This is a genomic window from Streptomyces sp. NPDC047982 (assembly GCF_043204165.1).
Taxonomy (GTDB): domain Bacteria; phylum Actinomycetota; class Actinomycetes; order Streptomycetales; family Streptomycetaceae; genus Streptomyces.
Window position 1 is genome coordinate 357,957 of the sequence record NZ_JBIDBS010000003.1, and the last position, 23,999, is coordinate 381,955.

The following is a 23,999-nucleotide window of genomic DNA, read 5'->3' on the forward strand; positions in this document are numbered from 1 at the left end:
AAAATCCCGAATCGGTTACGATTCGGACTTTTGGGCGCACGAAAACGGGCCGTACACGAGATGTGTACGGCCCGCCGTGATTCCGTTTGTGTGTTTCTCGTGAAGCTCGGACCAGGGTGTTCCAGCGGGTTACGCGGGAACGCTCGCCACGCCCGGCGCCAGGAACCGCTTGCCGTTCACCCGCTCCGAGACGCCCTCACGGTCCAGGTACGGCGTGATGCCGCCCAGGTGGAACGGCCAGCCGGCGCCCGTGATCAGGCAGAGGTCGATGTCCTGGGCCTCGGCGACGACGCCCTCGTCCAGCATCAGACCGATCTCCTGCGCCACCGCGTCCAGGACCCGCTCGCGGACCTGCTGCTCGGTCAGGACGACGTCGCCCTGCTCGAGGAGCGCGGCGACCTCCGGGTCCAGCTCCGGCTTCGCCGGGTTCTCGGCGGAGTACACATAGAAGCCGCGCTTGCCCGCCTTCACGACCGCCGCGAGGTTCTCGGAGACCGTGAACCGGTCCGGGAAGGCGCGGTTCAGGGTCTCGGAGACGTGCAGGCCGATCGCCGGGCCGACCAGCTCCAACAGCACCAGCGGGGACATCGGCAGGCCGAGCGGCTCCACCGCCCTCTCCGCGGTCTCGACCGGGGTGCCCTCGTCGATGACGTTCTGGATCTCGCCCATGAAGCGGGTGAGGATGCGGTTGACGACGAACGCCGGGGCGTCCTTCACCAGCACCGCGGTCTTCTTCAGCTTCTTCGCCACGGCGAACGCGGTGGCGAGCGAGGCGTCGTCGGTCTTCTCGCCCCGGACGATCTCCAGGAGCGGGAGGACCGCGACCGGGTTGAAGAAGTGGAAGCCGACGACCCGCTCCGGGTGCTTCAGCTTCGACGCCATCTCCGTGACCGAGAGGGACGAGGTGTTCGTGGCGAGGATCGCGTGCGCCGGGGCGACGGCCTCGACCTCCGCGAACACCTGCTGCTTGACACCGATCTCCTCGAAGACGGCCTCGATGACGAAGTCGGCGTCGCAGAAGCCCTCCGCCTTGTCCAGCACACCGGAGACCAGGGCCTTCAGGCGGTTGGCCTTGTCCTGGTTGATACGGCCCTTGCCGAGCAGCTTGTCGATCTCGGCGTGGACGTAGCCCACGCCCTTGTCCACCCGCTCCTGGTCGATGTCGGTCAGCACGACCGGCACCTCCAGACGACGCAGGAACAGCAGCGCCAGCTGCGAGGCCATCAGACCGGCGCCGACGACACCGACCTTGGTGACCGGACGGGCCAGGTTCTTGTCCGGGGCACCGGCCGGGCGCTTGGCGCGCTTCTGCACCAGGTTGAAGGAGTAGAGCCCGGCACGCAGCTCGCCGCCCATGATCAGGTCCGCGAGGGCCTGGTCCTCGGCGTCGAAGCCGGCGTCCAGGTCGCCGTCCTTCGCCGCCGCGATGATGTCCAGCGCGCGGTACGCGGCAGGGGCGGCGCCGTGCACCTTGGAGTCGGCGATGGCCCGGCCGCGGGCGACGGCCTGGTCCCAGGCGTCCCCGCGGTCGATCTCCGGGCGCTCCACCGTGACCGTGCCGTTCAGCACGTCCGCGGTCCACACGAGCGAACGCTCAAGGAAGTCTGCGCCCTCGAAGAGCGCGTCGGCGATCCCGAGCTCGAAGACCTGCTCGCCCTTGAGCTGACGGTTCTGGTTCAGCGAGTTCTCGATGATCACCGACACCGCGCGGTCGGCACCGATCAGGTTCGGCAGCAGCGCGCAGCCGCCCCAGCCCGGAACCAGCCCGAGGAAGACCTCGGGCAGCGAGAACGCGGGCAGCGCCCTGGAGACGGTGCGGTACGTGCAGTGCAGCCCGACCTCGACCCCGCCGCCCATCGCCGCGCCGTTGTAGTACGCGAACGTGGGGACCGCGAGAGCGGAGAGGCGGCGGAAGACGTCGTGGCCGCCCTTGCCGATGGCCAGCGCGTCGGCGTGGTTCTTGAGGAGCTCGACGCCCTTGAGGTCGGCGCCGACCGCGAAGATGAACGGCTTGCCGGTGATGCCGACACCGACGATCGCACCCTCGGCGGCCTCCTTCTCGACCTGGTCGACGGCGGCGTTCAGGTTCGCCAGCGACTGCGGCCCGAAGGTGGTCGGCTTGGTGTGGTCCAGGCCGTTGTCCAGCGTGATGAGGGCGAACCGGCCCGCACCGGCCGGGAGGTCGAGGTGGCGTACGTGCGCCTGCGTCACGACCTCGTCGGGGAACAGCTCGGCCGCACCCTTCAAAAGCTCGGCGGTGGTGCTCACTTGCTGCCTCCGGCGTCCTTGTGGTGAGGGTTTTCCCAGATGACCGTGGCGCCCATGCCGAAGCCGACGCACATGGTGGTGAGGCCGTAGCGGACCTCCGGCTGCGCCTCGAACTGGCGGGCCAGCTGCGTCATCAGACGGACGCCGGAGGAGGCCAGCGGGTGGCCGTAGGCGATGGCGCCGCCGTACTGGTTGACGCGCGCGTCGTCGTCGGCGATGCCGTAGTGCTCCAGGAAGGCGAGCACCTGCACGGCGAACGCCTCGTTGATCTCGAACAGGCCGATGTCCCCGATCGACAGGCCCGCCTTGGCGAGGGCCTTGTCGGTGGCCGGGATCGGCCCGTAACCCATCACCTCGGGCTCGACGCCCGCGAAGGCGTAGGAGACCAGGCGCATCCTGACCGGCAGGCCGTTCTCGCGGGCGAAGTCCTCGGAGGCGATGATCGAGGCGGTCGCGCCGTCGTTCAGACCGGCCGCGTTGCCGGCGGTGACCCGGCCGTGGACGCGGAACGGGGTCTTGAGGCCCGCCAGGTTCTCCAGCGTGGTGCCCGGGCGCATCGGTTCGTCGGCGGTGACCAGGCCCCAGCCCGTCTCTTCCCCAAGCTCTCGGCTTCGCTCGAGCAGGGGAGACCCCATCGCCTCCGGGTTGGTGCGGCGCACGGAGATCGGCACCAGGTCCTGCTGGATCCTGCCGTCGGCGTACGCCTTGGCGGCCTTCTCCTGCGAGCGGACCGCGTACTCGTCGGCCCGCGCCTTGGTGATCGACGGGTACCGGTCGTGCAGGTTCTCCGCGGTCATGCCCATGAACAGCGCGGACTCGTCGACCAGCTTCTCCGACACGAAGCGCGGGTTCGGGTCCACGCCCTCGCCCATCGGGTGACGGCCCATGTGCTCGACACCACCGGCCACGACGACGTCGTACGCGCCGAACGCGATGGAACCGGCCGTCGTGGTGACGGCGGTCATGGCACCCGCGCACATGCGGTCGATGGAGTAGCCGGGAACCGACTGCGGCAGACCGGCCAGGATCCCTGCGGTACGGCCCAGCGTCAGACCCTGGTCGCCGATCTGGGTGGTCGCGGCGATGGCGACCTCGTCGATCTTCGCGGGGTCCAGGGCCGGGTTGCGGCGCAGCAGCTCCCGGATGGCCTTCACGACGAGATCGTCGGCGCGGGTCTCGTGGTAGATGCCCTTCGGGCCCGCTTTGCCGAACGGGGTGCGGACGCCGTCGACGAAGACGACGTCCCGGATGGTACGAGGCACGGTGGCTCTCCTCCAGGGTGCGGGATGGCACTGCTGCGGAGCGCGCCCGAGGGCACGCCGTACCCTCATGCTACTTGCGGGTAACCAGACTGCCCACCCCTTGCGTCCGGAGCGGCGAAGGTCACACGACGGGGGAACGGGGGTGCACGACCGCGGTGGGCGGCGCACACCCCGGCCGGTCCGGGAACGCCGAAAGCCGGACGGGGCGTAGGGCGTGTTTCGAAAGTCCCGTCCGGCCCGCGACGCCTGGCACGGCGCCTCGCCACGTTGTCGGGATCGTCCACGTACGCTCGGTACGAGGACGACCCTCCGCCTTGCGATGCACCGCACCGGACGCCGCGGGCCCGCCCTTCGGGCGGACGACGCCACTGTCGAAACACGCCCTAGCTGGGACATGGCCCGTCCGGCGTTCGGCGGTGCGGTGCCCGGTGGTGCGGGCGGGGCGTGCGCCCGTTCAACCTGGCGTGAATACGACCCTCGATGGGCAAAATCTCATGCCGTCGAGGAGAACGCGCGCACCAGGAGCGGGGTCACCAGTTCGATCTGCCAGCGCCGGGCCCCGTACCCGATGAGCGCTGCCTCGACCGCGTCCGGCGTCGCGTTCCCGGGCGGCTCCCAGCAGACCCGGCGCACGGTGTCCGGCGTGATCACGTTCTCCTGCGGCATGTGCAGCCGCTCGGCGAGCTCCGACACCGCCGTGCGGGCGGCGGCCAGCCGTGCCGCCGCGACCGGGTCCTTGTCCGCCCATGCCCGGGGCGGCGGCGGACCGGCGACGGCCTGGCCGGGGTGGGGCAGCTCGGAGTCCGGCAGGGCCCTGGCCCGGTCGACGGCCGCCTGCCACTGCTCCAGCTGTCGACGGCCCATGCGGTGGCCGAACCCGGGCAGGGCGGTCAGCGCGTGCGTGTTCGCCGGGAGTGCGAGCGCGGCCTCGATGATCGCGGCGTCGCTCAGCACCTTGCCGGGCGAGATGTCCCGGCGCCGGGCCACCTGGTCGCGGGCGGTCCACAGCTCCCGTACCACCGCCAGCTGACGGCGGCGGCGGAGCTTGTGCATGCCGGAGGTGCGACGCCAGGGGTCCTTGCGTGGCGGAGTGGGCGGCGCGGAGGCGATCGCGTCGAACTCCTCCCGGGCCCACTCCAGCTTGCCCTGCCGGTCGAGCTCCTCCTCCAGACAGTCGCGCAGGTCGATCAGCAGCTCGACGTCGAGCGCCGCGTAGCGCAGCCAGGGTTCGGGAAGCGGTCGGGTGGACCAGTCGACGGCGGAATGCCCCTTCTCCAGGGAGTAGCCGAGCACGTTCTCGACCATGGCGCCGAGGCCGACCCGGGGGAAGCCGGCCAGCCGTCCGGCCAGCTCGGTGTCGAACAGCCCCGTGGGAGTCATCCCTATCTCCCGCAGGCAGGGCAGGTCCTGGGTGGCGGCGTGCAGGATCCACTCGCTGCCGTGCAGTGCCTCCCCGAGCCCCGACAGATCGGGGCAGCCCACGGGGTCGATCAGCGCGCTGCCCGCGCCTTCCCGGCGGATCTGGACGAGGTAGGCGCGCTGGCCGTAGCGGTAACCGGAGGCGCGCTCGGCGTCGACGGCCACCGGGCCGGAGCCTGCGGCGAACGCCGCGATCACCCGGGCGAGAGCGTCGTCGGAGGCCACCACCGGGGGGATGCCCTCGCGAGGTTCGAGCAAGGGGATCGGCGCCGGGGCGACGTCGTCCGGGGGAGCGCCCCCGGTGGTTCGCAGTGATGTGTCTGCTGCGGTCTCTTGGGCGTCGGTCACGTGTCAAGGGTATCCGTGGATGCACGGCGCCCGTCGACGGAACGTTCCGTCGACGGGCGCCGATGCATGCAAACCAGCCGGTCCCTGCGGCCGGGGGAGCCGCCGGGGCGCGAAGGGGTCAGTGGATGATGCCCGTCCGCAGGGCGACGGCGACCATTCCGGCACGGTCGCCGGTGCCGAGCTTGCGGGCGATCCGGGCGAGATGGCTCTTGACCGTCAGGGCGGACAGCCCCATGGAGACGCCGATGGCCTTGTTGGACTGGCCCTCGGCGACCAGCCGGAGGACCTCGACCTCGCGGCCGGACAGCTCGCGGTAGCCACCCGGGTGGCTCGGGGTGCCGGGGGGACGGCGGTGCATACGGGCGGCGTTGGCGCCGATGGGGGCCGCGCCGGGACGGGTGGGGTGGCCGATGTTGGTCCGGGTGCCGGTGACGACATAGCCCTTCACGCCGCCCGCGAGGGCGTTGCGTACCGCGCCGATGTCGTCGGCGGCGGAGAGGGCGAGGCCGTTCGGCCAGCCGGCGGCCCGGGTCTCGGACAACAGGGTCAGCCCGGAACCGTCGGGCAGATGGACGTCGGCTACGCAGATGTCGCGCGGGTTGCCGACGCGGGGACGGGCCTCCGCGATGGACGACGCCTCGATGACGTCACGTACTCCGAGGGCCCACAGATGGCGGGTCACGGTGGAACGGACGCGCGGGTCGGCCACGACGACCATGGCCGTCGGCTTGTTAGGGCGGTAGGCGACCAGGCTTGCGGGCTGCTCTAGAAGAACGGACACCAGGCCTCCTGGGAAGTGGCGGGACGGGCCGGCTCGGGGATGAAGCCGGGGCGCACCGTGCTTGAAGGGTCATTGACCTCTTCGGCAGCGGAACCGTCCGCCTTTAGAGGAAGATCGCGATTTGCTGAGTAACAATTCGGGCAAATCGGATGCACGATCGATTGTACGAAAAAAATGCCAGTAATTCCGCACGGAACGTGACACGGTGTCATCGCGCTGTGGCGCAGTGTCAAGGATGGGGTGAAGCTCTGATCGGGTGTCAGGGGGCCTGGGGGCCGCGCCGCTGCGGGAGCGTGACCACCGCCGCGTCGGCCGGACCCGACGGAGGCAGGCCGGCGATCTGGCACAGCAGATCGCCCCACGCCATCAGATGGGCCGCCGTGTCCGGCGCCCCGCCCCGGCCCTCGTGCGGCGTCCACGACGCCCGGATCTCGATCTGCGTCGCCGGCCGCCGAGCCCCCAGCGCGCCGAAGTAGTGCGACCCCGCCAGGGTCACCGTGCCGCCCGCCGCCCCGTACGACAGCCCGCGCGCCTCCAGCGCGCCGGTCAGCCACGACCAGCACACCTCCGGCAGCAGCGGATCGGACGCCATCTCCGGCTCCAGCTCCGCCCGCACCAGCGTCACCAGGCGGAAGGTGCCGTGCCAGCCCTCGTGACCGTCCGGGTCGTGGAGCAGTACGAGACGGCCGTCGGCGAGATCCTCCTCGCCCTGCACGACCGCGGCCTCCAGCGCGTACGCGTACGGGGCGAGCCGCTTGGGCGGGTGGGTCGGCTCGACTTCCAGTTCGGGTCGCAGCCGCGCCGAGCGCAACGCCTCCAGCGCCGACCGGAACGCGGGCGGCAGGGAACCGCCCTCCGCGCCGTCCTTGTCGTCAGCGCCGTCGGGTCGATCGGAGAACTGTTCCTGAGCCGGAGCCATGCGGGGAAGAGTAGGCGGAACGGGAGCCGCGTGCAGGGAGGACACCCGGGCGGGACCGGCCGCTTACGGCTTCGTGCGAAGATTCTGGGTGTGAGTGCCAACGATCGCCCCATGGGCCAGCAGACGAAGACCTCCGCCACCCATGAGTCGGCGTTTCTCAAGGCGTGCCGCCGCGAGCCGGTGCCGCACACCCCGGTCTGGTTCATGCGCCAGGCGGGGCGGTCGCTGCCCGAGTACCTCAAGGCGCGCGAGGGCATCCCGATGCTGGATTCCTGCATGATGCCGGAGCTCGTCGCGGAGATCACCATGCAGCCCGTGCGCCGTCACAAGGTGGACGCGGCGATCTACTTCAGCGACATCGTCGTCCCGCTCAAGGCCATCGGGATCGACCTCGACATCAAGCCGGGCGTCGGCCCCGTCGTCGCCGAGCCCTTCCGCACCCGCGCCGACCTGGCCCGGCTGCGCGACCTGACGCCCGAGGACGTGTCCTACGTCACCGAGGCGATCGGCCTGCTCACCGCCGAACTGGGCGCCACCCCGCTCATCGGCTTCGCGGGCGCCCCATTCACGCTCGCCAGCTACCTCGTGGAAGGCGGCCCGTCCCGCAACCACGAGCACACCAAGGCCATGATGTACGGCGAGCCGGAGCTGTGGGCGGACCTCCTCGACCGGCTGGCCGACATCACGGGCGCCTTCCTCAAGGTGCAGATCGAGGCCGGCGCCTCGGCCGTGCAGCTCTTCGACTCATGGGTGGGCGCGCTGTCCCCCGCCGACTACCGGCGCTCGGTGCTGCCCGCCTCCGCGAAGGTCTTCGAGACCGTCGCCCCCTATGAGGTCCCGCGCATCCACTTCGGCGTCGGCACCGGAGAACTCCTCGGCCTGATGGGCGAGGCGGGCGCGGACGTCGTGGGCGTCGACTGGCGCGTGCCGCTCGACGAGGCCGCGCGCCGGGTCGGCCCCGGCAAGGCCCTCCAGGGCAACCTCGACCCCGCGGTGCTGTTCGCGCCGACCGCCACGGTGCAGGAGAAGACCCAGGAGGTGCTGGACGCCGCGGCCGGCCTGGAGGGGCATGTCTTCAACCTGGGCCACGGCGTGATGCCGACGATGGACCCGGACGCCCTGACCCGGCTCGTGGAGTACGTGCACGAGCGGACCGCGCGCTGAGGGAAACGTTTGGGCGGGCGCCCGGGGCCGTGGTGGACGGTCCGGGCCCCCGCGCGCGGGGGCGGGCTCGGCACGCCGGGCCCCGTCATGAGGGATCAGGGTCCAGGCGTCCGCGCGCGGGCCGAAATGGCACGAACCCGGGTTCCGAACCCGGGCAGGCGTCCGCGCGCGGGGGCGGGCATCCCGGCTCAGGCGGTGCCCGCCCGCCGCAGTGCCGTCACGGTCTTGCGGGCGGCCACCAGGATGGGGTCCCAGACCGGTGAGAACGGCGGGGCGTAGCCGAGGTCCAGGGCGGTCATCTGGTCCACCGTCATCCCGGCCGTGAGCGCCACGGCCGCGATGTCGACCCGCTTGGCGGCCCCCTCCCGGCCCACGATCTGCACGCCGAGCAGCCGCCCGGTGCGGTACTCCGCGAGCATCTTCACCGTCATCGGCCGCGCCCCCGGGTAGTAGCCCGCCCGGCCCGTCGACTCGATCGTCGCCGTGACGTAGCGCAGTCCCACCGCGCGGGCGTCCTTCTCGCGCAGGCCGGTGCGGGCGATCTCCAGATCGCACACCTTGCTCACCGCCGTGCCCACCACCCCGGGGAACGTCCCGTAGCCGCCCGCCACGTTGGACCCGATGACCTGGCCGTGCTTGTTGGCGTGGGTGCCCAGCGCGATGTGCCGGGTGCGGCCCGCCACCAGGTCGAGCACCTCGACGCAGTCGCCGCCCGCCCAGATGTTCTCGTGCCCGACGACCCGCATCGACAGGTCGGTGAGCAGACCGCCGTGCGGGCCCACCGGGAGGCCGACCGCATGGGCCAGGGTCGTCTCGGGCGCCACCCCGATGCCGAGCACCACCACGTCCGCCGGATAGGTCCTGCCGCCCGCGGCGACCGCGGCGACCCGGCCGTCCGGCCCGGTGTGGACGGCGGTCACCTCGGCCCGGTCGACCGTGGTGATGCCCAGGCCGTCCATCGCCTCGTGCACCAGCCGGCCCATGTCGGGGTCGAGCGTCGCCATCGGCTGCTCGCCCCGGTTGAGCACGGTCACCTCGAAGCCGTGCCTCAGCATCGCCTCGGCCATCTCGACGCCGATGTAGCCCGCCCCGACGACGACCGCACGGCGGCGCCCCTCCGGCACCCGGTCCAGCGACTCCAGCAGCGCCTGCCCGTCGTCCAGCGTCTGCACCCCGTGCACGCCGGGCGCGTCGATGCCGGGCAGCGCCGGACGCACCGGACGGGCCCCCGTCGCGATCACGAGCTTGTCGAAGCCCGTCCAGTACGTCTCGCCGGTCTCCAGGTCCAGGGCCCGCACCCGCTGCCCGGCCACGTCGATCTCCGTGATCTCGGTGCGCATGCGCAGGTCGATGTCGCGGGCCCGGTGCTCCTGCGGGGTACGGGCGATGAGGTCGGCGCGTTCCGTCACGTCGCCGCCGACCCAGTACGGGATGCCGCAGGCGGAGTACGAGGAGAAGTGGCCCCGCTCGAAGGCGACGATGTCCAGTTCGTCGGGGCCCTTGAGCCTGCGGGCCTGGGACGCGGCGGACATGCCCGCCGCGTCGCCGCCGATGACCACCAGCCGCTCCGTCGCCATTCCCGGTCCCTTCGACGTCGATCCGAAGGGACCCACGCTACGACGCCGGGGGCCGCGGTGAGGAATGCGGCGGCACAGGCGTCCGCGCCGCCCGGCGCCCGGGCAGCCGGCGAAGCAGCAGCCGCCCCGCCAGCACGAGCACGACGATGGTGACCAGGAACGGAGCCGTGGCACCCACCACCACGGCACCCCACCGCAGCGCCGTGACGAACGCGTCCCAGCCGCCGTCGAGCGCGTCCAGGAAGCCGGGCGGGCCGTCGTCGCCGTTCGTCTCCGGTGCCGACTCCGGCGCGGAGAGATAGAGGGTGATCGTCGCCAGCGAGGTGCGGTCCTTCAACGACGCCTGCTGGGCCAGCAGCGACTCCAGGGCGGCCTGACGGCTGCTCAGCTCGCCCTCCAGCGTGACCACGTCGGAGAGCCTGTCGGCCCGGTCCATCAGCTTGCGCACCCGCGCCACACTTGCCCGCTGGGAGGCGATCCGGCTCTCCACGTCGACCACCTCGTCGGTGACGTCCTTCGCGGACGACGTGCGGCGCAGCAGCTTCCCGGTGCCCGCGAGGTCCTTCAGGACCGTTTCGTACGCATCCTGCGGAACGCGCAGCACGAGGTGCGACGTCTCGCGCGTCGCGTCGACCCGTACGGTCTTCTCGTCGGCCACCATGCCGCCGGCCTCCATCGCCGCCGCGCGGGCGGCCGCGGCGGCCTTCGGCACGTTCCCCACCTCGACGGAGAGCGTGGCGGTGCGGATGACGTGGACACCGGCGGGCAGGCCGTCGGGCTTCTTCCCGTCCGCCGGCGAACCGCCCGCGCCCTGCGCCACCTGCCCGGCCGAGGCGTCCGAGGCGGCCCGCTCGCGCGGTGCGGCGGCCTTCCCGCTGTCGGCGGAACGCGTGTCGCTCGCGTCGCCGCCCGCGCCGCAGCCGCTCAGCGCGAGGAGGCCGGCCAGGAGCCCACCGGCCAGGGCGGTGCGTGAACGGCGCCGGGCATGGCGCGGATGTCTGTCTGTCTGCATAACTGCTCCCCCGGGACGGGTCGTTGACGTTGCCGGTTCGACGCGCGGCGCCCTCGACGGGTTTCCCGATCCCGGTTTCGAAGCGGTCACGCTCGGGCCTCGAACGGGGTCTGAGAGAGTGGGGGCATGGAGCGTTCACCGCATCGCGCACACACAGGTACGGGTCATGTCGTCGTCATAGGCGGCGGTATCGCCGGTCTCGCCGCCGCCCACCGGCTTCTCGGGGCAGGGCTGCGGGTCACCCTGCTGGAGGCCACCGACCGGCTCGGCGGCAAGCTCATGACCGGTGAGATCGCCGGGACACAGGTAGATCTGGGCGCAGAGTCGATGCTCGCCACGCGCCCGGAGGCGGTGGAGCTGGCACGTGCCGTCGGGCTCGGCGACCGGCTTCAGCCGCCCGCCACCACCGCCGCATCGGTGTGGACGCGCGACGCCCTGCGGCCCATGCCCAAGGGCCATGTGATGGGCGTGCCCGGCGATCCGGCGGCGCTCGGCGACGTGATCTCCCCCGAGGGTCTCGCCCGTGTCGCCGAGGAACGCGACCTCACCCCGACCGCCGTCGGCGACGACGTCGCGGTCGGCGCGTACGTGGCGGACCGGCTGGGCCGCGAGGTCGTCGACCGGCTCGTGGAACCGCTGCTCGGCGGCGTGTACGCGGGCGACGCGTACCGGATCTCCATGCGTGCGGCCGTCCCGCAGCTCTTCGAGGTGGCGCGGGCGGGCGGTTCGCTCCTCGACGGTGTCCGGCGCATCCAGGAACGAGCCGCGGCACGACCGAGGACCGGCCCGGTCTTCCAGGGCATCGAGGGCGGCATCGGCACGCTCCCGGTGGCGGTCGCCGAAGCGGTGCGCGCGGCCGGGGGGGAGATCCTGACCGCAACCCCCGTCCTCGGGCTGACCCGTACCGGCACCGGCTGGGAGGTGCGCACCGAGGCCCGTGTGATCGCCGCCGACGGCGTCGTGCTGGCCACCCCCGCCTGGTCCGCCTCCACCCTGCTCGCCGCCGAGTCCCCGGCCGCCTCCGCCGAGCTCGCCGGGGTCGAGTACGCGTCGATGGCGCTCGTCACCATGGCGTTCCGTCGTTCCGACGTGGCCGGCGCCGCGGCCCTCGACGGGCGCTCCGGTTTCCTCGTACCGCCGGTGGACGGCCGCACCATCAAGGCGTCCACCTTCTCCACCCGCAAGTGGGCGTGGGTCGCCGACGCCGCCCCCGACCTGTTCTTCCTGCGCACCTCCGTCGGCCGGTACGGCGAGGAGGACCACCTGCACCGTGAGGATGGCGAACTGGTCGACGTGTCGCTGCGCGATCTCGCGACGGCGACCGGGCTGACCGCCGAGCCCGTGGAAACCGCGGTCACCCGGTGGATCGGCGGACTGCCCCAGTACCCCGTGGGCCACCTGGCCCGGGTCGCCCGGATCCGGGAGGAGGTCGCCAAACTGTCCGCGCTGCGGGTCTGCGGAGCGGTCTACGACGGGGTCGGCATCCCGGCGTGCGTGGCGAGCGCCCACCGCGCCGCCGACGAGATCGCCGCCGGTCTCGCGGGCCGGTCCGGAGAAGAGATCATCGCCACGCCGACCCCGGTTCAGGGCACAGGGAGCGAGGCGGGACAATAGCCGTATGAGTGCGCCTGAGAAGATTCCCAACGCCGGTAAGAAGGCCAAGGACCTCAACGAGGTCATCCGCTACACGCTGTGGTCCGTCTTCAAGCTTCGTGATGTGCTCCCCGTCGACCGCTCCGGCTACGCCGACGAGGTCCAGGAGCTGTTCGACCAGCTCGCGGCCAAGGACGTCACCGTCCGCGGCACCTACGACCTGTCCGGTCTGCGGGCCGACGCCGACATCATGATCTGGTGGCACGCCGAGACCTCGGACGCGCTCCAGGAGGCGTACAACCTCTTCCGGCGCACCAGGCTGGGCCGGGCGATGGAGCCGGTCTGGTCGAACATGGCGCTGCACCGCCCCGCCGAGTTCAACAAGGCGCACATCCCGGCGTTCCTGGCCGACGAGAGGCCGCGCGACTACGTCAGCGTCTACCCCTTCGTGCGCTCCTACGACTGGTACCTGCTGCCGGACGAGGACCGCCGCCGGATGCTCGCGGACCACGGCAAGATGGCCCGCGGCTACCCGGACGTCCGGGCCAACACCGTCCCCTCCTTCTCGCTCGGCGACTACGAGTGGGTCCTCGCGTTCGAGGCGGACGAACTGCACCGCATCGTCGACCTCATGCGTCACCTGCGGGGCTCCGAGGCGCGGATGCACGTCCGCGAGGAGGTTCCGTTCTTCACGGGACGCAGGAAGCCGGTCGCAGACCTGGTGGCCGGGCTCGCGTAGCGAACGGGCTCCGACCACCCCAGCCCGGAAGATCAGACGGCGGGCGCCGGCGCGACACGCGCTGCCCGTCGTTCCAGCGACACCGGGTTCGGCTCCGGGTCCGCCGGCGGCTTCGGCCCGCGGCGCCCCGGGACCCGAGGGACGAGTGAATCGTCCCGCCCGTCGGTCCGTCCCGCCCTGCGCCGCCCGGCGCGGGCGTGCGGCACGTACGGGGGCACGCTGGGCCCGGCCTCGGAAGAGGCCGGGCCCAGCGCCGTATCCACCCGGGGGTTCTCGTCCGCCATGCGCCGACCGTGCTCTGGATCACCGGCCGAGGAGGGCCTCGCGGGCGGCCCGCAGGAGCAGGGTGGTGCGGCGCGGCGGCCGGGCGCCGGCCCGGTCCTCCCACCAGTGCGCAAGTCGGCGCCGCGCCGCGTCGTCGGCGGGCCTGCCGGCGTCCAGCAGCTCCTCGACGAAGTCGAGCGCGTCCCGCCGGTAGCCCCCGGACATGGGGCGGCTGCCGGCATACGCGAGGAACGCCTTCCGGTAGCCGTCGCCCATGATCTCCGGCAGTTCCGGGGCCACCTTGGCGACCACCCGGGCCCGTTTGGCGGCCAGGGCATGGCGTTGGACGCGGAGTCGGCGCTCGTCGAAGCCCGGCGGCGCGGGAGCGCCCGCGACGAGGGCGGAGAGCAGATCCGTCTGGGCCACCGCGACCCGGTCGCGCACCGAGTCCGGGGCCGCGGGAGCGGACGGGGACAGAGGAACCGACTCGGACATGGGAGCGGGCGGGGAAACGGGAGACGACGGGCGAGCGGGAGCGGACCGGGACACAGGGACCGACTCGGACACGGGAGCGGGCGGGGAAACGGGAGACGACGGGCGAGCCGGAGCGCAGGACATGCCCTTCCCGGCGCGTGCGCCGGGGCCCGCGACCCGGCCCGATGCGATGTCCCCGGCGTGCGCGGGCGCGTCGGCGCCGGGGACGGCGGCCCGGTCCAGCGTGGCGCGGAGCGCGGCCAGTTCGGCCGCCAGCTCCTGCGCCGGCGGGAAGTCGTCGTCACGTTCCAGGAGGACCCCGGGCGGGTCGACCCGGGAGCGGAGTTCGGCGAGGACGTCGAGCACGGGCCGGGTGACCGGGTGGGCATGGGTGTCGTGCCAGACGCCGTCCTTCTCGACACCGCCCGCCACATGCACGTACGCGATGGCCTCCACCGGCAACTCGTCGAGCGCTGCGACGGGATCCTCCCCGCGGTTGACGCGGTTGGTGTGCAGGTTGGCGACATCGATCAGCAGCCGGACCCCGGTGCGCTCGACCAACTCCGCCAGGAACTGCCCCTCCGTCAGTTCCTCGTCCGGCCAGGAGAGCAGCGCCGCGATGTTCTCCAGCGCCAGCGGCACCGGCAACGAGTCCTGCGCGATCCGCACGTTCGCGCACAGCACGTCCAGCGCGTCCCGGGTACGGGGCACCGGCAGCAGGTGGCCCGCCTCCAGCCCCGGCGAAGCGGTGCGCGGCCCCCCGGCCCTTACGAACGCGATGTGTTCGGTGACCAGCGGCGCGCCGAGCAGTTCGGCACGGGCCGCGAGTCCCGCGAGGCGGCCGGCGTCGGGGCGCTCGGCCCCGCCGAGGCCCAGCGAGACGCCGTGCGGGACGACGGTGACCCCGCGTTCCCTCAGCCGCAGCAGCGAATCGGGCAGATGACCGGTGCAGATGTTCTCCGCCACCGTCTCCACCCAGTCGATCCCCGGCAGCGCCTCGACGGCGTCCGCGATCTCCGGCCGCCAGCCGATACCGGTCCCCAGCCTCATGTCGCCCCTCCTTCTTCTCCTCCGTGCAGGGGTGATGGCCCCGGCGGGCGGTGGCGAATCCGAAGGAGGGGACGTTCAGAGCTTGATCTGAGGTTCCCGGCGCTCCGAGGCGCCCGGTGGGGCCGCCGACACTCCACGGTGCCCGGTGAGGCGGCCGACGCTCCGAGGCGCCCGGTTCCCGGTGCCGGGCACCAGGGACGGAACACAGAGGCGTGCGGCCCTCGACGGTCACGGTTCAGCGGCACAGGGCCGTGCCCACGACATGCTCGACGCGCTTCATGACCGCCTTTGTCGGGCGGCCGGTCGGCCGGTCACCGCGACGTCGGCGCGGCTACGGCTGTCGCAGGGGCGGCAGGGATCCGACCCGATGGTGCCCCTCGACCGCGACGGTCTTCCCGGGGGCGATCTCGGTGAATCCGGCGTCATGCACCAACGGGAGTTCGCTCGCCGTGAGTTCCCGCCAGCGGTCGGCGTCCGCGGTGGCGACGGAGAGCGGGAAGCCCGCCTCGCGCCACGCCTTGCGCTCCGTCTCCGACAGCTCCCACCAGGCGAGCTGCGCGCCGTGCCCGACCTGTGCCATCGCCTTGCCCGCCGTCATGTCCAGCTCCGGGTTCAGCCACAGCACCGGCCCCGCGAGGTCGGGCCCGGCCGGGGGCTCCGGGTCGTCCAGGTCCGTTCCCGAGACCTGGAGCCTGGCCAGTTCCTTGGGCCAGCCGTCCAGCGGTACCGGAGGGAAGACACGTACCTCGGCGCTCTCGCCCGTGACTGTGACTCCGGGCAGTTCGCAGGCCCTGCGCCACTCCGCGCCGCGGGCCCGCCGCACCACCTTGCGGATGCGGACGTCCTCCCAGTCCCGGATGGCCCGGGCCCACTCGCCCTCGCCCACCGAGCGCTCGTCGGAGAGCATCATGAGCACCGCGCGCGCGGCGGTCCGCAGGGCGTCGGTACGGGTCGGGGGCGTGGCCCTCTCGATGCGCACGACCAGCGGCAGGACGTACTGCGGTGCCTCGTCGCGGCCCGTCCGTGCGGACTCGAACGGGCTGTCCGCCGTCGCGGAGCCGGACGCCGGCACGGACGAGTCCGTGGCCGGGGGTGCGGGAATGTTGTCGTCGCTCACTCGTATCAGTGTGCCAGCAGCCCCGGGACGCTCTTGTTGTCGGAAAGGATCGCTTCGGGTGAGGATGCACCGCATGAAGAGCGATCTCTTTTCCAGCGAATACCTGGCGCAGCAGGCCACGGTCCCGGGGATGACCCTGCAGAACGCCAAGTCCATCAAATACGCCCTCAACGGTGAGATGCATGCCCGTCAGGGTTCGATGATCGCCTTCCGTGGCGATCTGCAGTTCGAGCGCAAGGGCCAGGGCATCGGCGGCATGCTCAAGCGCGCCGTCACCGGCGAAGGACTGCCGCTGATGGCCGTCCGCGGCCAGGGCGAGGCGTGGTTCGCGCACGAGGCCGCCAACTGTTTCATCGTGGACATCGAGCAGGGCGACGCCCTCACCGCCAACGGTCGCAACGTGCTCTGCTTCGATCCCACGCTCTCCTACGAGATCAAGACCCTGAAGGGCGCGGGGATGGTCGGCGGCGGCCTCTTCAACAGCGTCTTCACCGGGTACGGCAAGCTCGGCCTCATGTGCGAGGGCCACCCCATCGTGATACCCGTCACGGCCCAGCAGCCGGTGTTCGTCGACACGGACGCGGTGGTCGGCTGGAGCGCCCACCTCACCACCTCGCTGCACCGCTCGCAGAGCTTCGGCTCGATGGTGCGCGGCGGATCCGGCGAGGCCGTCCAACTGAAGCTGGACGGCGAGGGCTTCGTGATCGTACGGCCCAGCGAGCTCAAGCAGGAGAAGGCGTCGGCCAACTGAGACCGGAGGGGTGGGACGCCGCTACGGACTCCGGGGGCCATGGGTGCTGCGCCCCCGCCCCGGACGGCGTACGGGGGCGGACGGTGGCCGCCCGCCCCCGCGCCTGCGTACCGCCCCCGCGCCTGCGTACCGCCCCCGCGCCTGCGTACCGCCCCCGCGCCTGCGTACCAGGCGCATCGCCGCATCAGGGCGTCAGCGCCAAGGACCCGTCACCGCGAACGTCGTCCCCGGCGCGTAGCAGTTGACGTACATCGTCCTGCCGTCCGGGGCGAACGTCACCCCGGCGAACTCCCCCCACTCCGGCTTCTGTGCCGTCCCGATGTTCTGCCGTCCCCGCGCCATCGCGTACACGTCGCCGCCCCGCGTCAGGCCGAACACGTGCTGCGCGCCGTCGCCGTCCTCGCACACCATCAGCCCGCCGTCCGGGGCCAGGCAGATGTTGTCGGGCGACTCGCCGGGCAGTTGGACGTCCGTACCGGGCCCGAACACGACGACCAGCGTGAGGCGGCGTCTCCTCGGCTCGTACCGCCACACCTGGCCGTGGTGGTCGGCCGCCGAACCCTCCGCGCCGCGCGCGTAACTGGAGACGAAGTAGACCGAGGAGCCGCCCCAGTAGCAACCCTCCAGCTTCTGCGCGTGGGTGATGCCCCTCGGTCCGAAGTCCTGGAAACGGATGGGGGTTCCGGCCGCCAGCGGGTCCGGTACGGGCACCCACTCCACGCCGTCGAAGCTCGCGCCGGTTTCCCGGACTGCGGACAGGTCGGGGACGCCCGGCACCCGCATGGCCTCCAGTCGACCGCCGGCCCGCAGCGATCCCGTCCCGCCGAGCGGCTTGCGCGGCAGGAAGCGGTAGAAGAGCCCGAACGGCCTCTCGAACGCGTCCTCGGTCTCGTACACGACCCCGTTCGTCGGGTCGATCGCGATCGCCTCGTGCTGGAAGCGGCCCATGGCGGTGAGCGGCACCGCACCGGTGCGGCGCGGATCGGCGCCGTCCACCTCGAAGATGAAGCCGTGGTCCTTGGTGTAGCCGTTGGTGCCGGCCTTGTCCTCGGTCTCCTCGCAGGTCAGCCAGGTGTTCCAAGGAGTGCGTCCGCCCGCGCAGTTCACCGCGGTACCGGCGATGGCGACGCGTTCGCCCAGCACGTTGTTGCGACCGTCCAGCTCCAGGGCGGTGCAGCCCCCCTTGCCCATCGGGTCGTAGGTGAGCCCCTCGACGGCCGGGACCCGGAGCGCCGCGTTGGCGCGGTTCTCGTGGTTGCGTACGAGACGGACGTGCCCGTGCCGGCCCGCGAAAGCGGCCATGCCGTCGTGATGGCCGGGGACCGGGCCCTCGCCGGAGCGGAGCGGGTCGCCCTCCCGGGACAGCACCCGGTACCGGAAGCCCTTCGGGAGGTCGAGCAGACCATCGGGGTCGGTGACCAGCGGGCCGTAGCCGCTGTGGCCGGAGTGTCGTGCGTGGCCGCTGTGGCTCTTGTGGCGGCCGAGGTCGCGGGCCGCGGCGGTCCCGGCGAAGAGCTCGGAGAAAGCCCCGGTGAAGGCGATCGAGGCGGCGACCGCGCCGCTGTTGGCCAGGACCTGCCGTCGGGTGGCCAGGTGCCGTGACGCCGCGGTCGACGTCTCTCGCGATGCCGCGGCTGCCGTGCCCCGTGATGGTGACGTCTCCTGCGACGGTGCCGTGCCCCGTGACAGTGACGTGCCCCGTGACGTCGACGCGACCTGTGATGACGAGGACCTGTCAGGTGACGGCGACGTGTCAGATATCGACGACGTGTCAGGTGGCGACGACGTGTCGCGTGACGCTGCGGATGACATGAGGTGACTCCCTGCTGGCGGACAGGAGAAGTGACCCGCATGTGTGTACCACGCGCGTCGGCGCGCGGGAACCACGCGGGTCACCATGTCTCATGTGCGTCACGTGCCCCGGGGCGGCCGAGGGACCGGGCCCCGCGCCCCGTGCGCCGGATCAGGCGAGGGAAGCGGCGAGGGTGATCGTCGTGCCCGTGAGCGCCTGGCTGACCGGGCAGTTCGCCTTGGCGTCCTCCGCGGCCTTGACGAAGCCCGCCTCGTCGAGCCCCGGAACCTCGCCCCGGACGGTGAGGTGGATGCCGGTGATGCCGGTACCGGGCTGGAAGGTGACCTCGGCACGGGTGTCCAGCCGGGTCGGCGGGGTGCCGGCCTTCGCCAGCCCGTTGGACAGCGCCATCGAGAAGCAGCTGGAGTGCGCCGCCGCGATGAGCTCCTCGGGGCTGGTCTTCCCGTTCGCCTGCTCCGCGCGGGACGGCCACGAGACGTCGTAGTCGCCGATGCCGGAGGAGTCGAACGTGACGACGCCCTTGCCCCGGAGCAGATCGCCTTCCCAGACCGTGTGCGCCTGACGCGTGGTAGCCATGATGGATCCCTTCGAACGGTGTGCGCGGTGGGTACGGGATGTTTCCGGGGCACCGTGCGGTACGTCCCGGAACCCGTGCGGTTCCCCCGGAACAGGGGGAACACGCCCCGAACCTACTGCGCCGCGAGACCCTTCGCGTCGCGCGCCAGCGCCGTGAGCCGGGAGATCGCCCGGAAGTACTTCTTCCGGTACCCGCCGTTCAGCATCTCGTCGCTGAACAGCTTGTCGAACGGCACGCCGGAGGCGAGCACCGGCACCTCGCGGTCGTACAGCCGGTCGGCGAGGACGACCAGCCGCAGCGCGGTCGCCTGGTCGGGCACCGCCTGCACCTCGGTGAGACAGACGGCCCGCACACCGTCCGTCAGCGCGCCGTAGCGGCTCGGGTGGACCCGGGCGAGATGCGCGAGCAGCGAGGGGAAGTCATCGAGGGCGGCGCCCTCGGTGGCGTACGCGGCCCGGGTGACCTGCTCCTCGGTGAACGGCGGCGGGGCCTCGGGCAGCCCGCGGTGCCGGTAGTCCTCGCCGTCGATCCGCAGCGGGCGGAAGTGCGCGGACAGGCCCTGGATCTCCCGGAGGAAGTCGGCGGCGGCGAACCGGCCCTCACCGAGCTTGCCGGGCAGCGTGTTGGAGGTCGCCGCGAGCGCGACACCCTCCTCCACCAGCCTGCTGAGCAGCGACGACACCAGCACCGTGTCGCCCGGGTCGTCCAGTTCGAACTCGTCGATGCACAGCAGCCGGTGCCCGCTCAGCGTCTTCACGGTCTGCTGGAAGCCCAGCGCGCCGACCAGGTTCGTCAGCTCGACGAAGGTGCCGAACGCCTTCAGCGCGGGTGCGCCGGGCGTGGCGTGCCAGAGGGAGGCCAGCAGGTGGGTCTTGCCGACGCCGTAACCGCCGTCGAGGTAGACCCCGAGGGGCGCGGCCGGTGCCGCTGCCGCCTTCCGGCCGAACCGCCCGCCCGTCGCCCGCCACCACCCCGCCGAGGAGGCGCTGCGCGCCCGGGTCTTCTTGCCGGAACCGCTTGCGTGCGCCCCGCCGAGCCCGGCCGCGAAGCCGTTCAGCACCTCGACCGCCTCGCGCTGGCTCGGCTGCTTCGGATCCGGTACGTACGTATCGAAACGTACGGCGTCGAAGCGCGGTGGCGGCACCATCTCGGCGACCAGCCGGTCGGCGGGGACGTGCGGCTCGCGGGCGCACAGGGACAGCGGGGCCGTTTCGGCTATGGGGCTCTGCCCCGGCACGGCGGTGGAGGACGACACAACCCCCCACTCTACGGGCCGTGGAAGACTGCCGGACATGCGACGCCTGTTCCCTGTGACCGACCTGACAGCCACCGACGACGAGGGGGAGTGGAGCCTGGACGACCTGGCCGACGCCTACGCGTACCCCGACACGGACGGTCCCTGGCTGCGCGCCAACATGGTCTCGACGCTCGACGGCGCCGCCCAGCACGAGGGGCGTTCGCAGCCGATCTCCTGCGAGAGCGACATGCGGATCTTCGGCACCCTGCGCGCCCTGGCCGACGTGGTCGTGGTGGGTGCTCAGACGGTGCGGCAGGAGGGGTACCGGCCCGCCAGGGCCCGCGAGGCGTTCGCCGCCCGGCGGGCCGCGGCGGGGCAGGGGCCCGCCCCGGCGATCGCGGTGGTGAGCGGCGGTCTGGACCTGGACTTCTCGTTGCCGCTGTTCGTCTCGCCGCTCGTCCCGACCCTGGTGCTCACCGGCGCTGGGGCCCCTCCCGTCCGGATGGCGGCGGCGCGCGATGCGGGCGCCGAGGTGGTGATCGCGGGGGAGGGGGCCCGGGTGGACCCCGCCAGGGCGGTACGGGAGCTGTCGGACCGCGGCTTTCGGCGGCTGCTGACCGAGGGCGGGCCCAGGCTGCTGGGCCAGTTCGTGGCGGCGGGGGTGCTGGACGAGCTCTGCCTGACCCTCGCGCCGATGCTGACCGCCGGGGACGCCCAGCGGATCGCCGGCGGTCCGTCGATGGCCGTGCCGGAACGATTCGCCTTGGCGTCGGTCCTGGAGGAGTCCGGTTTCCTGTTCACTCGGTACCGTCGGGCCCGACACACGGACCCCCGGGGCTGACACACGGCGGAACTCTTCGTTCCGCTTAACTACCGGTGGGAACAATTACTCTCGCAGACCCCGTGGGAGCACGGGGAAGGATGGTTTCAGCAGAGACCGGCGACGGTCACTGAAGCAGAAGGGCACCTGTGGTGTTCACCAGCGTTTTGATGATCGAGAAGGCCCTCACTTCCGCGGACGTCGAGTTCGTCACCACCTTGCACGGTGATGAGTCGACCTCCTTCGTCGTGCTCATACAGCCGCGTGGTGACCAGGCCGACGTCCTGTTGCGGGCCATCGACGACCTGGCGATGGGCGAGCTGAAGGAAGCCGCCCGGGAGATCGAGGAGCCGGAGGGCAAGGACGCCCGGCAGTCGGCCGAACTGGCACTCGAGGTGTCGCTGGAAGCGCTGCGGCAGGCCGGCTCCGAAGCGGTCGGGCAGGTGATCGAGGACCACCCGCTGGACAAGCTGAAGACCGTGGTCGAGGAGGCGGAGGCGGACGAGGTCATCGTGCTGACCGCGCCCCACTACGTCGAGGAGTTCTTCCACCGAGACTGGGCCTCGCGCGCCCGCCACAAGGTCGGCGTACCGGTGCTCAAGCTCTTCGCACACAGCGAATAGGCTTGGCCCGCGGTCCGCAGTGGAGTGGCACCGGTCCGCGACCGAGAACGCACCCAGTACCCGGAGGACTCGCACATGACACCCGGTATCCCCGCCGCCATGGAACGGCCGCACTTCATCGGCATCGGCGGCGCCGGGATGTCGGGCATCGCGAAGATTCTCGCCCAGCGTGGCGCGAAGGTCGCGGGCAGTGACGCCAAGGAGTCGGGCACGGCCGAGGCACTCCGGGCGCTGGGGGCGACCGTCCACATCGGGCACGCCGCCGGGAACCTGGCGGACGACGCCTCGTGCGTGGTCGTCTCCAGCGCCATCCGCCCCGACAACCCGGAGCTGGTGCGCGCCGCCGAACTGTCCGTCCCGGTCGTGCACCGCGCCGACGCGCTGGCCTCCCTCATGGGCGGCCTGCGCGCCATCGCGGTGGCCGGTACGCACGGCAAGACGACCACCACGTCCATGCTGGCCGTCGCCCTGTCCGAGCTGAACCTCGACCCCTCGTACGCCATCGGCGGCGACCTCGCCGGTCCCGGCACCAACGCCGCGCACGGCGAGGGCGGGATCTTCGTCGCCGAGGCGGACGAGAGCGACCGCAGCTTCCAGAAGTACGACCCCGAGGTCGCGATCGTCCTCAACGTCGAACTGGACCACCACGCGAACTACGCCTCGATGGACGAGATCTACGAGTCCTTCGAGGCGTTCACGGACAAGATCGTCCCCGGCGGCACGCTGGTGATCTCCGCCGACCAGCCCGGCGCCGTCGAGCTGACCGGACGCGTACGCGCCGCCGACCGCTCCGGGCTGAACGTCGTCACCTACGGCGAGGCCGAGTCCGCCGACGTACGCGTCCACAGGATCACCCCGCGCGGCCTGACCAGCGAGGTCACGGTCCTCCTGAACGGGAAGTACCTCACCTTCACCGTCTCCGTGCCCGGCCGCCACTACGCGCTCAACGCGGTCGCGGCCCTCGCCGCCGGTGTCGCCCTCGGTGTCCCGGCCCACAACCTCGCCTCCGCGCTCGGCAAGTACACCGGGGTCAAGCGCCGCCTCCAGCTCAAGGGCGAGGCCGCGGGCGTGCAGGTGATCGACTCGTACGCGCACCATCCCACCGAGATGACCGCGGACCTCGAAGCGATGCGCGGCGCCGCGTCCGACGCCCGCCTGCTGGTCGTCTTCCAGCCCCACCTGTTCTCCCGCACCCAGGAACTGGGCACGGAAATGGGCCAGGCCCTCGCCCTGGCCGACGCCTCCGTGGTCCTGGACATCTACCCGGCCCGCGAGGACCCGATCCCCGGCATCACCAGCGACCTGATCATCGACGCGGCCCGGGAGGCGGGCGCCGACGTCACCGCCGTCCACGACAAGGCCGCGGTCCCGGGCGCCGTCGCGGGAATGGCGAGGCCCGGCGACCTCGTTCTCACGATGGGGGCGGGCGACGTCACGGACCTCGGCCCGCGGATCCTGGACCACCTGTCGAGCTGAGGGAGCGACGTGTCGTACGACATCGAGAAGCCGGACGAGCAGTGGCGGGAGGAGCTGACCCCGGCCGAGTACGCGGTCCTGCGCCAGGCAGGCACCGAACCCGCCTTCGTCGGTGAATACACCGACACCAAGACCGCTGGCGTCTACTCCTGCCGCGCCTGCGGCGCGGAGCTGTTCCGCTCCGACACCAAGTTCGAGTCGCATTGCGGCTGGCCCTCGTTCTACGACCCCAAGGACACGGACGCGGTCGAACTGGTCGAGGACCGCAGCCACGGCATGGTCCGCACCGAGGTCCGCTGCGCCCGCTGTGGATCGCACCTCGGCCACGTCTTCGAGGGAGAGGGCTACCCGACCCCGACGGACCAGCGCTACTGCATCAACTCGATCTCGTTGCGCCTGACGCCTGACGCCTGACGCCTGACGCCTGACGCCTGATGGCGCGGTCCGGGGCCGATGTCGGAGGCGAGTTGCGGCGCGCCGTGTCCGACGCGGCGCGCCGCAGTGCGTATCGAACGGCCCGGGCGCGCGGCTCGCCTCGGATCAGTCGGGCGAGCTGATCCGGGCCGGCCTGCTCGCGGTGAGGCTGGTGACCGCGTAGACGGTCTTGAGGCTGATCTTCCCGGTTTTGCGGTGGACGCGGCGGCGGACGATCTGGACGGCCTGGCGGGTGCCGGGGAAGAGCAGGTTGTTGACCGTGCACACCTTCAGCCGGCGG

Annotated in this window: 21 protein-coding genes; 8 read left to right on the forward strand and 13 right to left on the reverse strand. The window is 72.1% G+C overall.

The annotated features are described in order from the left end of the window. Window positions 1-129 precede the first annotated feature (129 nt). The 5 genes from ACGF2V_RS05185 to ACGF2V_RS05205 all read right to left on the reverse strand — a co-directional run bounded on the left by ACGF2V_RS05185 (window position 130) and on the right by ACGF2V_RS05205 (window position 6,997). A complete protein-coding gene (locus tag ACGF2V_RS05185) occupies window positions 130-2,268 on the reverse strand; it encodes a 3-hydroxyacyl-CoA dehydrogenase NAD-binding domain-containing protein (protein ID WP_362630641.1) in 2,139 nt (712 codons plus the stop codon). Further along, window positions 2,265-3,530, reverse strand: a complete 1,266-nt coding sequence (locus ACGF2V_RS05190) for an acetyl-CoA C-acyltransferase (RefSeq protein WP_362630643.1) — start codon at window positions 3,528-3,530, stop codon at window positions 2,265-2,267. Before ACGF2V_RS05190 ends, ACGF2V_RS05185 begins: the two co-directional genes overlap by 4 nt. A 492-nt stretch (window positions 3,531-4,022) precedes the next feature. After that, window positions 4,023-5,297, reverse strand: coding sequence for a ribonuclease D (locus tag ACGF2V_RS05195; protein ID WP_362705481.1), 1,275 nt, complete (start codon window positions 5,295-5,297; stop codon window positions 4,023-4,025). Window positions 5,298-5,415: 118 nt separating this feature from the next. Further along, complete coding sequence (locus ACGF2V_RS05200) at window positions 5,416-6,078, reverse strand: response regulator transcription factor (protein ID WP_073785139.1); 663 nt, start codon at window positions 6,076-6,078, stop codon at window positions 5,416-5,418. A 259-nt stretch (window positions 6,079-6,337) separates the two neighbouring features. Then, on the reverse strand, window positions 6,338-6,997 hold the full coding sequence (locus tag ACGF2V_RS05205) for a DUF3000 domain-containing protein (RefSeq protein WP_362628964.1): 660 nt from the start codon (window positions 6,995-6,997) through the stop codon (window positions 6,338-6,340). A 90-nt stretch (window positions 6,998-7,087) separates the two neighbouring features. Between ACGF2V_RS05205 and hemE the strand changes: the two genes are divergently transcribed. Next, complete coding sequence (gene hemE, locus ACGF2V_RS05210; RefSeq protein ID WP_389045898.1) at window positions 7,088-8,161, forward strand: uroporphyrinogen decarboxylase; 1,074 nt, start codon at window positions 7,088-7,090, stop codon at window positions 8,159-8,161. A 188-nt stretch (window positions 8,162-8,349) separates the two neighbouring features. On the opposite strand, the gene ACGF2V_RS05215 is transcribed toward hemE, so the two are convergent. Together ACGF2V_RS05215 and ACGF2V_RS05220 are read right to left on the reverse strand one after the other, a co-directional pair. Then, entirely contained in the window at window positions 8,350-9,738 is a 1,389-nt protein-coding gene (locus ACGF2V_RS05215; RefSeq protein ID WP_362705478.1) for an FAD-dependent oxidoreductase, read from the reverse strand. Window positions 9,739-9,775: 37 nt separating this feature from the next. After that, entirely contained in the window at window positions 9,776-10,750 is a 975-nt protein-coding gene (locus ACGF2V_RS05220) for a DUF4349 domain-containing protein (RefSeq protein ID WP_362705475.1), read from the reverse strand. 126 nt (window positions 10,751-10,876) lie between these two features. Here ACGF2V_RS05220 and hemG point away from each other — a divergent pair, with 126 nt between their 5' ends. Both hemG and hemQ read left to right on the forward strand, forming a co-directional pair. Then, window positions 10,877-12,364, forward strand: coding sequence for a protoporphyrinogen oxidase (gene hemG / locus ACGF2V_RS05225; protein ID WP_362705472.1), 1,488 nt, complete (start codon window positions 10,877-10,879; stop codon window positions 12,362-12,364). Window positions 12,365-12,368: 4 nt separating this feature from the next. Next, the gene (gene hemQ, locus ACGF2V_RS05230; protein ID WP_362628976.1) at window positions 12,369-13,082 is read left to right on the forward strand and encodes a hydrogen peroxide-dependent heme synthase; all 714 of its coding nucleotides are present in this window, start codon (window positions 12,369-12,371) and stop codon (window positions 13,080-13,082) included. Window positions 13,083-13,385: 303 nt separating this feature from the next. Here the strand turns inward: hemQ and ACGF2V_RS05235 are convergent, their stop codons facing one another. Both ACGF2V_RS05235 and ACGF2V_RS05240 read right to left on the reverse strand, forming a co-directional pair. Continuing rightward, entirely contained in the window at window positions 13,386-14,870 is a 1,485-nt protein-coding gene (locus ACGF2V_RS05235; RefSeq protein WP_362628979.1) for a DUF692 domain-containing protein, read from the reverse strand. Between the two features lie 331 nt (window positions 14,871-15,201). Then, on the reverse strand, window positions 15,202-15,987 hold the full coding sequence (locus ACGF2V_RS05240) for a peptidyl-tRNA hydrolase (protein WP_362705469.1): 786 nt from the start codon (window positions 15,985-15,987) through the stop codon (window positions 15,202-15,204). Window positions 15,988-16,060: 73 nt separating this feature from the next. Between ACGF2V_RS05240 and ACGF2V_RS05245 the strand changes: the two genes are divergently transcribed. Then, entirely contained in the window at window positions 16,061-16,738 is a 678-nt protein-coding gene (locus ACGF2V_RS05245) for an AIM24 family protein (RefSeq protein ID WP_362705466.1), read from the forward strand. 192 nt (window positions 16,739-16,930) lie between these two features. On the opposite strand, the gene ACGF2V_RS05250 is transcribed toward ACGF2V_RS05245, so the two are convergent. The 3 genes from ACGF2V_RS05250 to zapE form a co-directional block, all read right to left on the reverse strand. Further along, window positions 16,931-18,550, reverse strand: a complete 1,620-nt coding sequence (locus ACGF2V_RS05250; RefSeq protein ID WP_362705464.1) for an alkaline phosphatase PhoX — start codon at window positions 18,548-18,550, stop codon at window positions 16,931-16,933. A 151-nt stretch (window positions 18,551-18,701) separates the two neighbouring features. Further along, window positions 18,702-19,127 (reverse strand): OsmC family protein, encoded by a 426-nt coding sequence (locus ACGF2V_RS05255; RefSeq protein ID WP_362628990.1) that lies wholly within the window; start codon window positions 19,125-19,127, stop codon window positions 18,702-18,704. Between the two features lie 113 nt (window positions 19,128-19,240). After that, window positions 19,241-20,383 (reverse strand): cell division protein ZapE, encoded by a 1,143-nt coding sequence (gene zapE, locus ACGF2V_RS05260; RefSeq protein WP_362628993.1) that lies wholly within the window; start codon window positions 20,381-20,383, stop codon window positions 19,241-19,243. 37 nt (window positions 20,384-20,420) lie between these two features. Here zapE and ACGF2V_RS05265 point away from each other — a divergent pair, with 37 nt between their 5' ends. The 4 genes from ACGF2V_RS05265 (at window position 20,421) to msrB (ending at window position 23,698) form a co-directional block, all read left to right on the forward strand. After that, window positions 20,421-21,206 (forward strand): pyrimidine reductase family protein, encoded by a 786-nt coding sequence (locus tag ACGF2V_RS05265; RefSeq protein WP_362705461.1) that lies wholly within the window; start codon window positions 20,421-20,423, stop codon window positions 21,204-21,206. Between the two features lie 149 nt (window positions 21,207-21,355). Then, a complete protein-coding gene (locus tag ACGF2V_RS05270) occupies window positions 21,356-21,808 on the forward strand; it encodes an indole-3-glycerol phosphate synthase (protein WP_362629014.1) in 453 nt (150 codons plus the stop codon). Between the two features lie 75 nt (window positions 21,809-21,883). Continuing rightward, complete coding sequence (gene murC, locus ACGF2V_RS05275; protein WP_362628999.1) at window positions 21,884-23,284, forward strand: UDP-N-acetylmuramate--L-alanine ligase; 1,401 nt, start codon at window positions 21,884-21,886, stop codon at window positions 23,282-23,284. A gap of 9 nt (window positions 23,285-23,293) precedes the next feature. Then, window positions 23,294-23,698: a peptide-methionine (R)-S-oxide reductase MsrB gene (gene msrB, locus ACGF2V_RS05280; RefSeq protein ID WP_362705458.1), complete on the forward strand. Its 405-nt coding sequence runs from the start codon at window positions 23,294-23,296 to the stop codon at window positions 23,696-23,698. 126 nt (window positions 23,699-23,824) lie between these two features. Here msrB and ACGF2V_RS05285 read toward each other — a convergent pair whose 3' ends face one another. Further along, window positions 23,825-23,986, reverse strand: coding sequence for a hypothetical protein (locus ACGF2V_RS05285; protein WP_362705456.1), 162 nt, complete (start codon window positions 23,984-23,986; stop codon window positions 23,825-23,827). Window positions 23,987-23,999: the final 13 nt, after the last annotated feature.

What these genes read in the sequence shown, in the direction of transcription:
- ACGF2V_RS05205 (WP_362628964.1), bottom strand. Translation starts at nt 6,997, where the DNA reads ATGGCTCCGGCTCAGGAACAGTTCTCCGATCGACCCGACGGCGCTGAC.
- ACGF2V_RS05215 (WP_362705478.1), bottom strand. Translation starts at nt 9,738, where the DNA reads ATGGCGACGGAGCGGCTGGTGGTCATCGGCGGCGACGCGGCGGGCATG.
- ACGF2V_RS05220 (WP_362705475.1), bottom strand. Translation starts at nt 10,750, where the DNA reads ATGCAGACAGACAGACATCCGCGCCATGCCCGGCGCCGTTCACGCACC.
- hemG (WP_362705472.1), top strand. Translation starts at nt 10,877, where the DNA reads ATGGAGCGTTCACCGCATCGCGCACACACAGGTACGGGTCATGTCGTC.
- hemQ (WP_362628976.1), top strand. Translation starts at nt 12,369, where the DNA reads ATGAGTGCGCCTGAGAAGATTCCCAACGCCGGTAAGAAGGCCAAGGAC.
- ACGF2V_RS05235 (WP_362628979.1), bottom strand. Translation starts at nt 14,870, where the DNA reads ATGAGGCTGGGGACCGGTATCGGCTGGCGGCCGGAGATCGCGGACGCC.
- ACGF2V_RS05245 (WP_362705466.1), top strand. Translation starts at nt 16,061, where the DNA reads ATGAAGAGCGATCTCTTTTCCAGCGAATACCTGGCGCAGCAGGCCACG.
- ACGF2V_RS05250 (WP_362705464.1), bottom strand. Translation starts at nt 18,550, where the DNA reads ATGTCATCCGCAGCGTCACGCGACACGTCGTCGCCACCTGACACGTCG.
- ACGF2V_RS05255 (WP_362628990.1), bottom strand. Translation starts at nt 19,127, where the DNA reads ATGGCTACCACGCGTCAGGCGCACACGGTCTGGGAAGGCGATCTGCTC.
- ACGF2V_RS05265 (WP_362705461.1), top strand. Translation starts at nt 20,421, where the DNA reads ATGCGACGCCTGTTCCCTGTGACCGACCTGACAGCCACCGACGACGAG.
- ACGF2V_RS05270 (WP_362629014.1), top strand. Translation starts at nt 21,356, where the DNA reads ATGATCGAGAAGGCCCTCACTTCCGCGGACGTCGAGTTCGTCACCACC.
- murC (WP_362628999.1), top strand. Translation starts at nt 21,884, where the DNA reads ATGACACCCGGTATCCCCGCCGCCATGGAACGGCCGCACTTCATCGGC.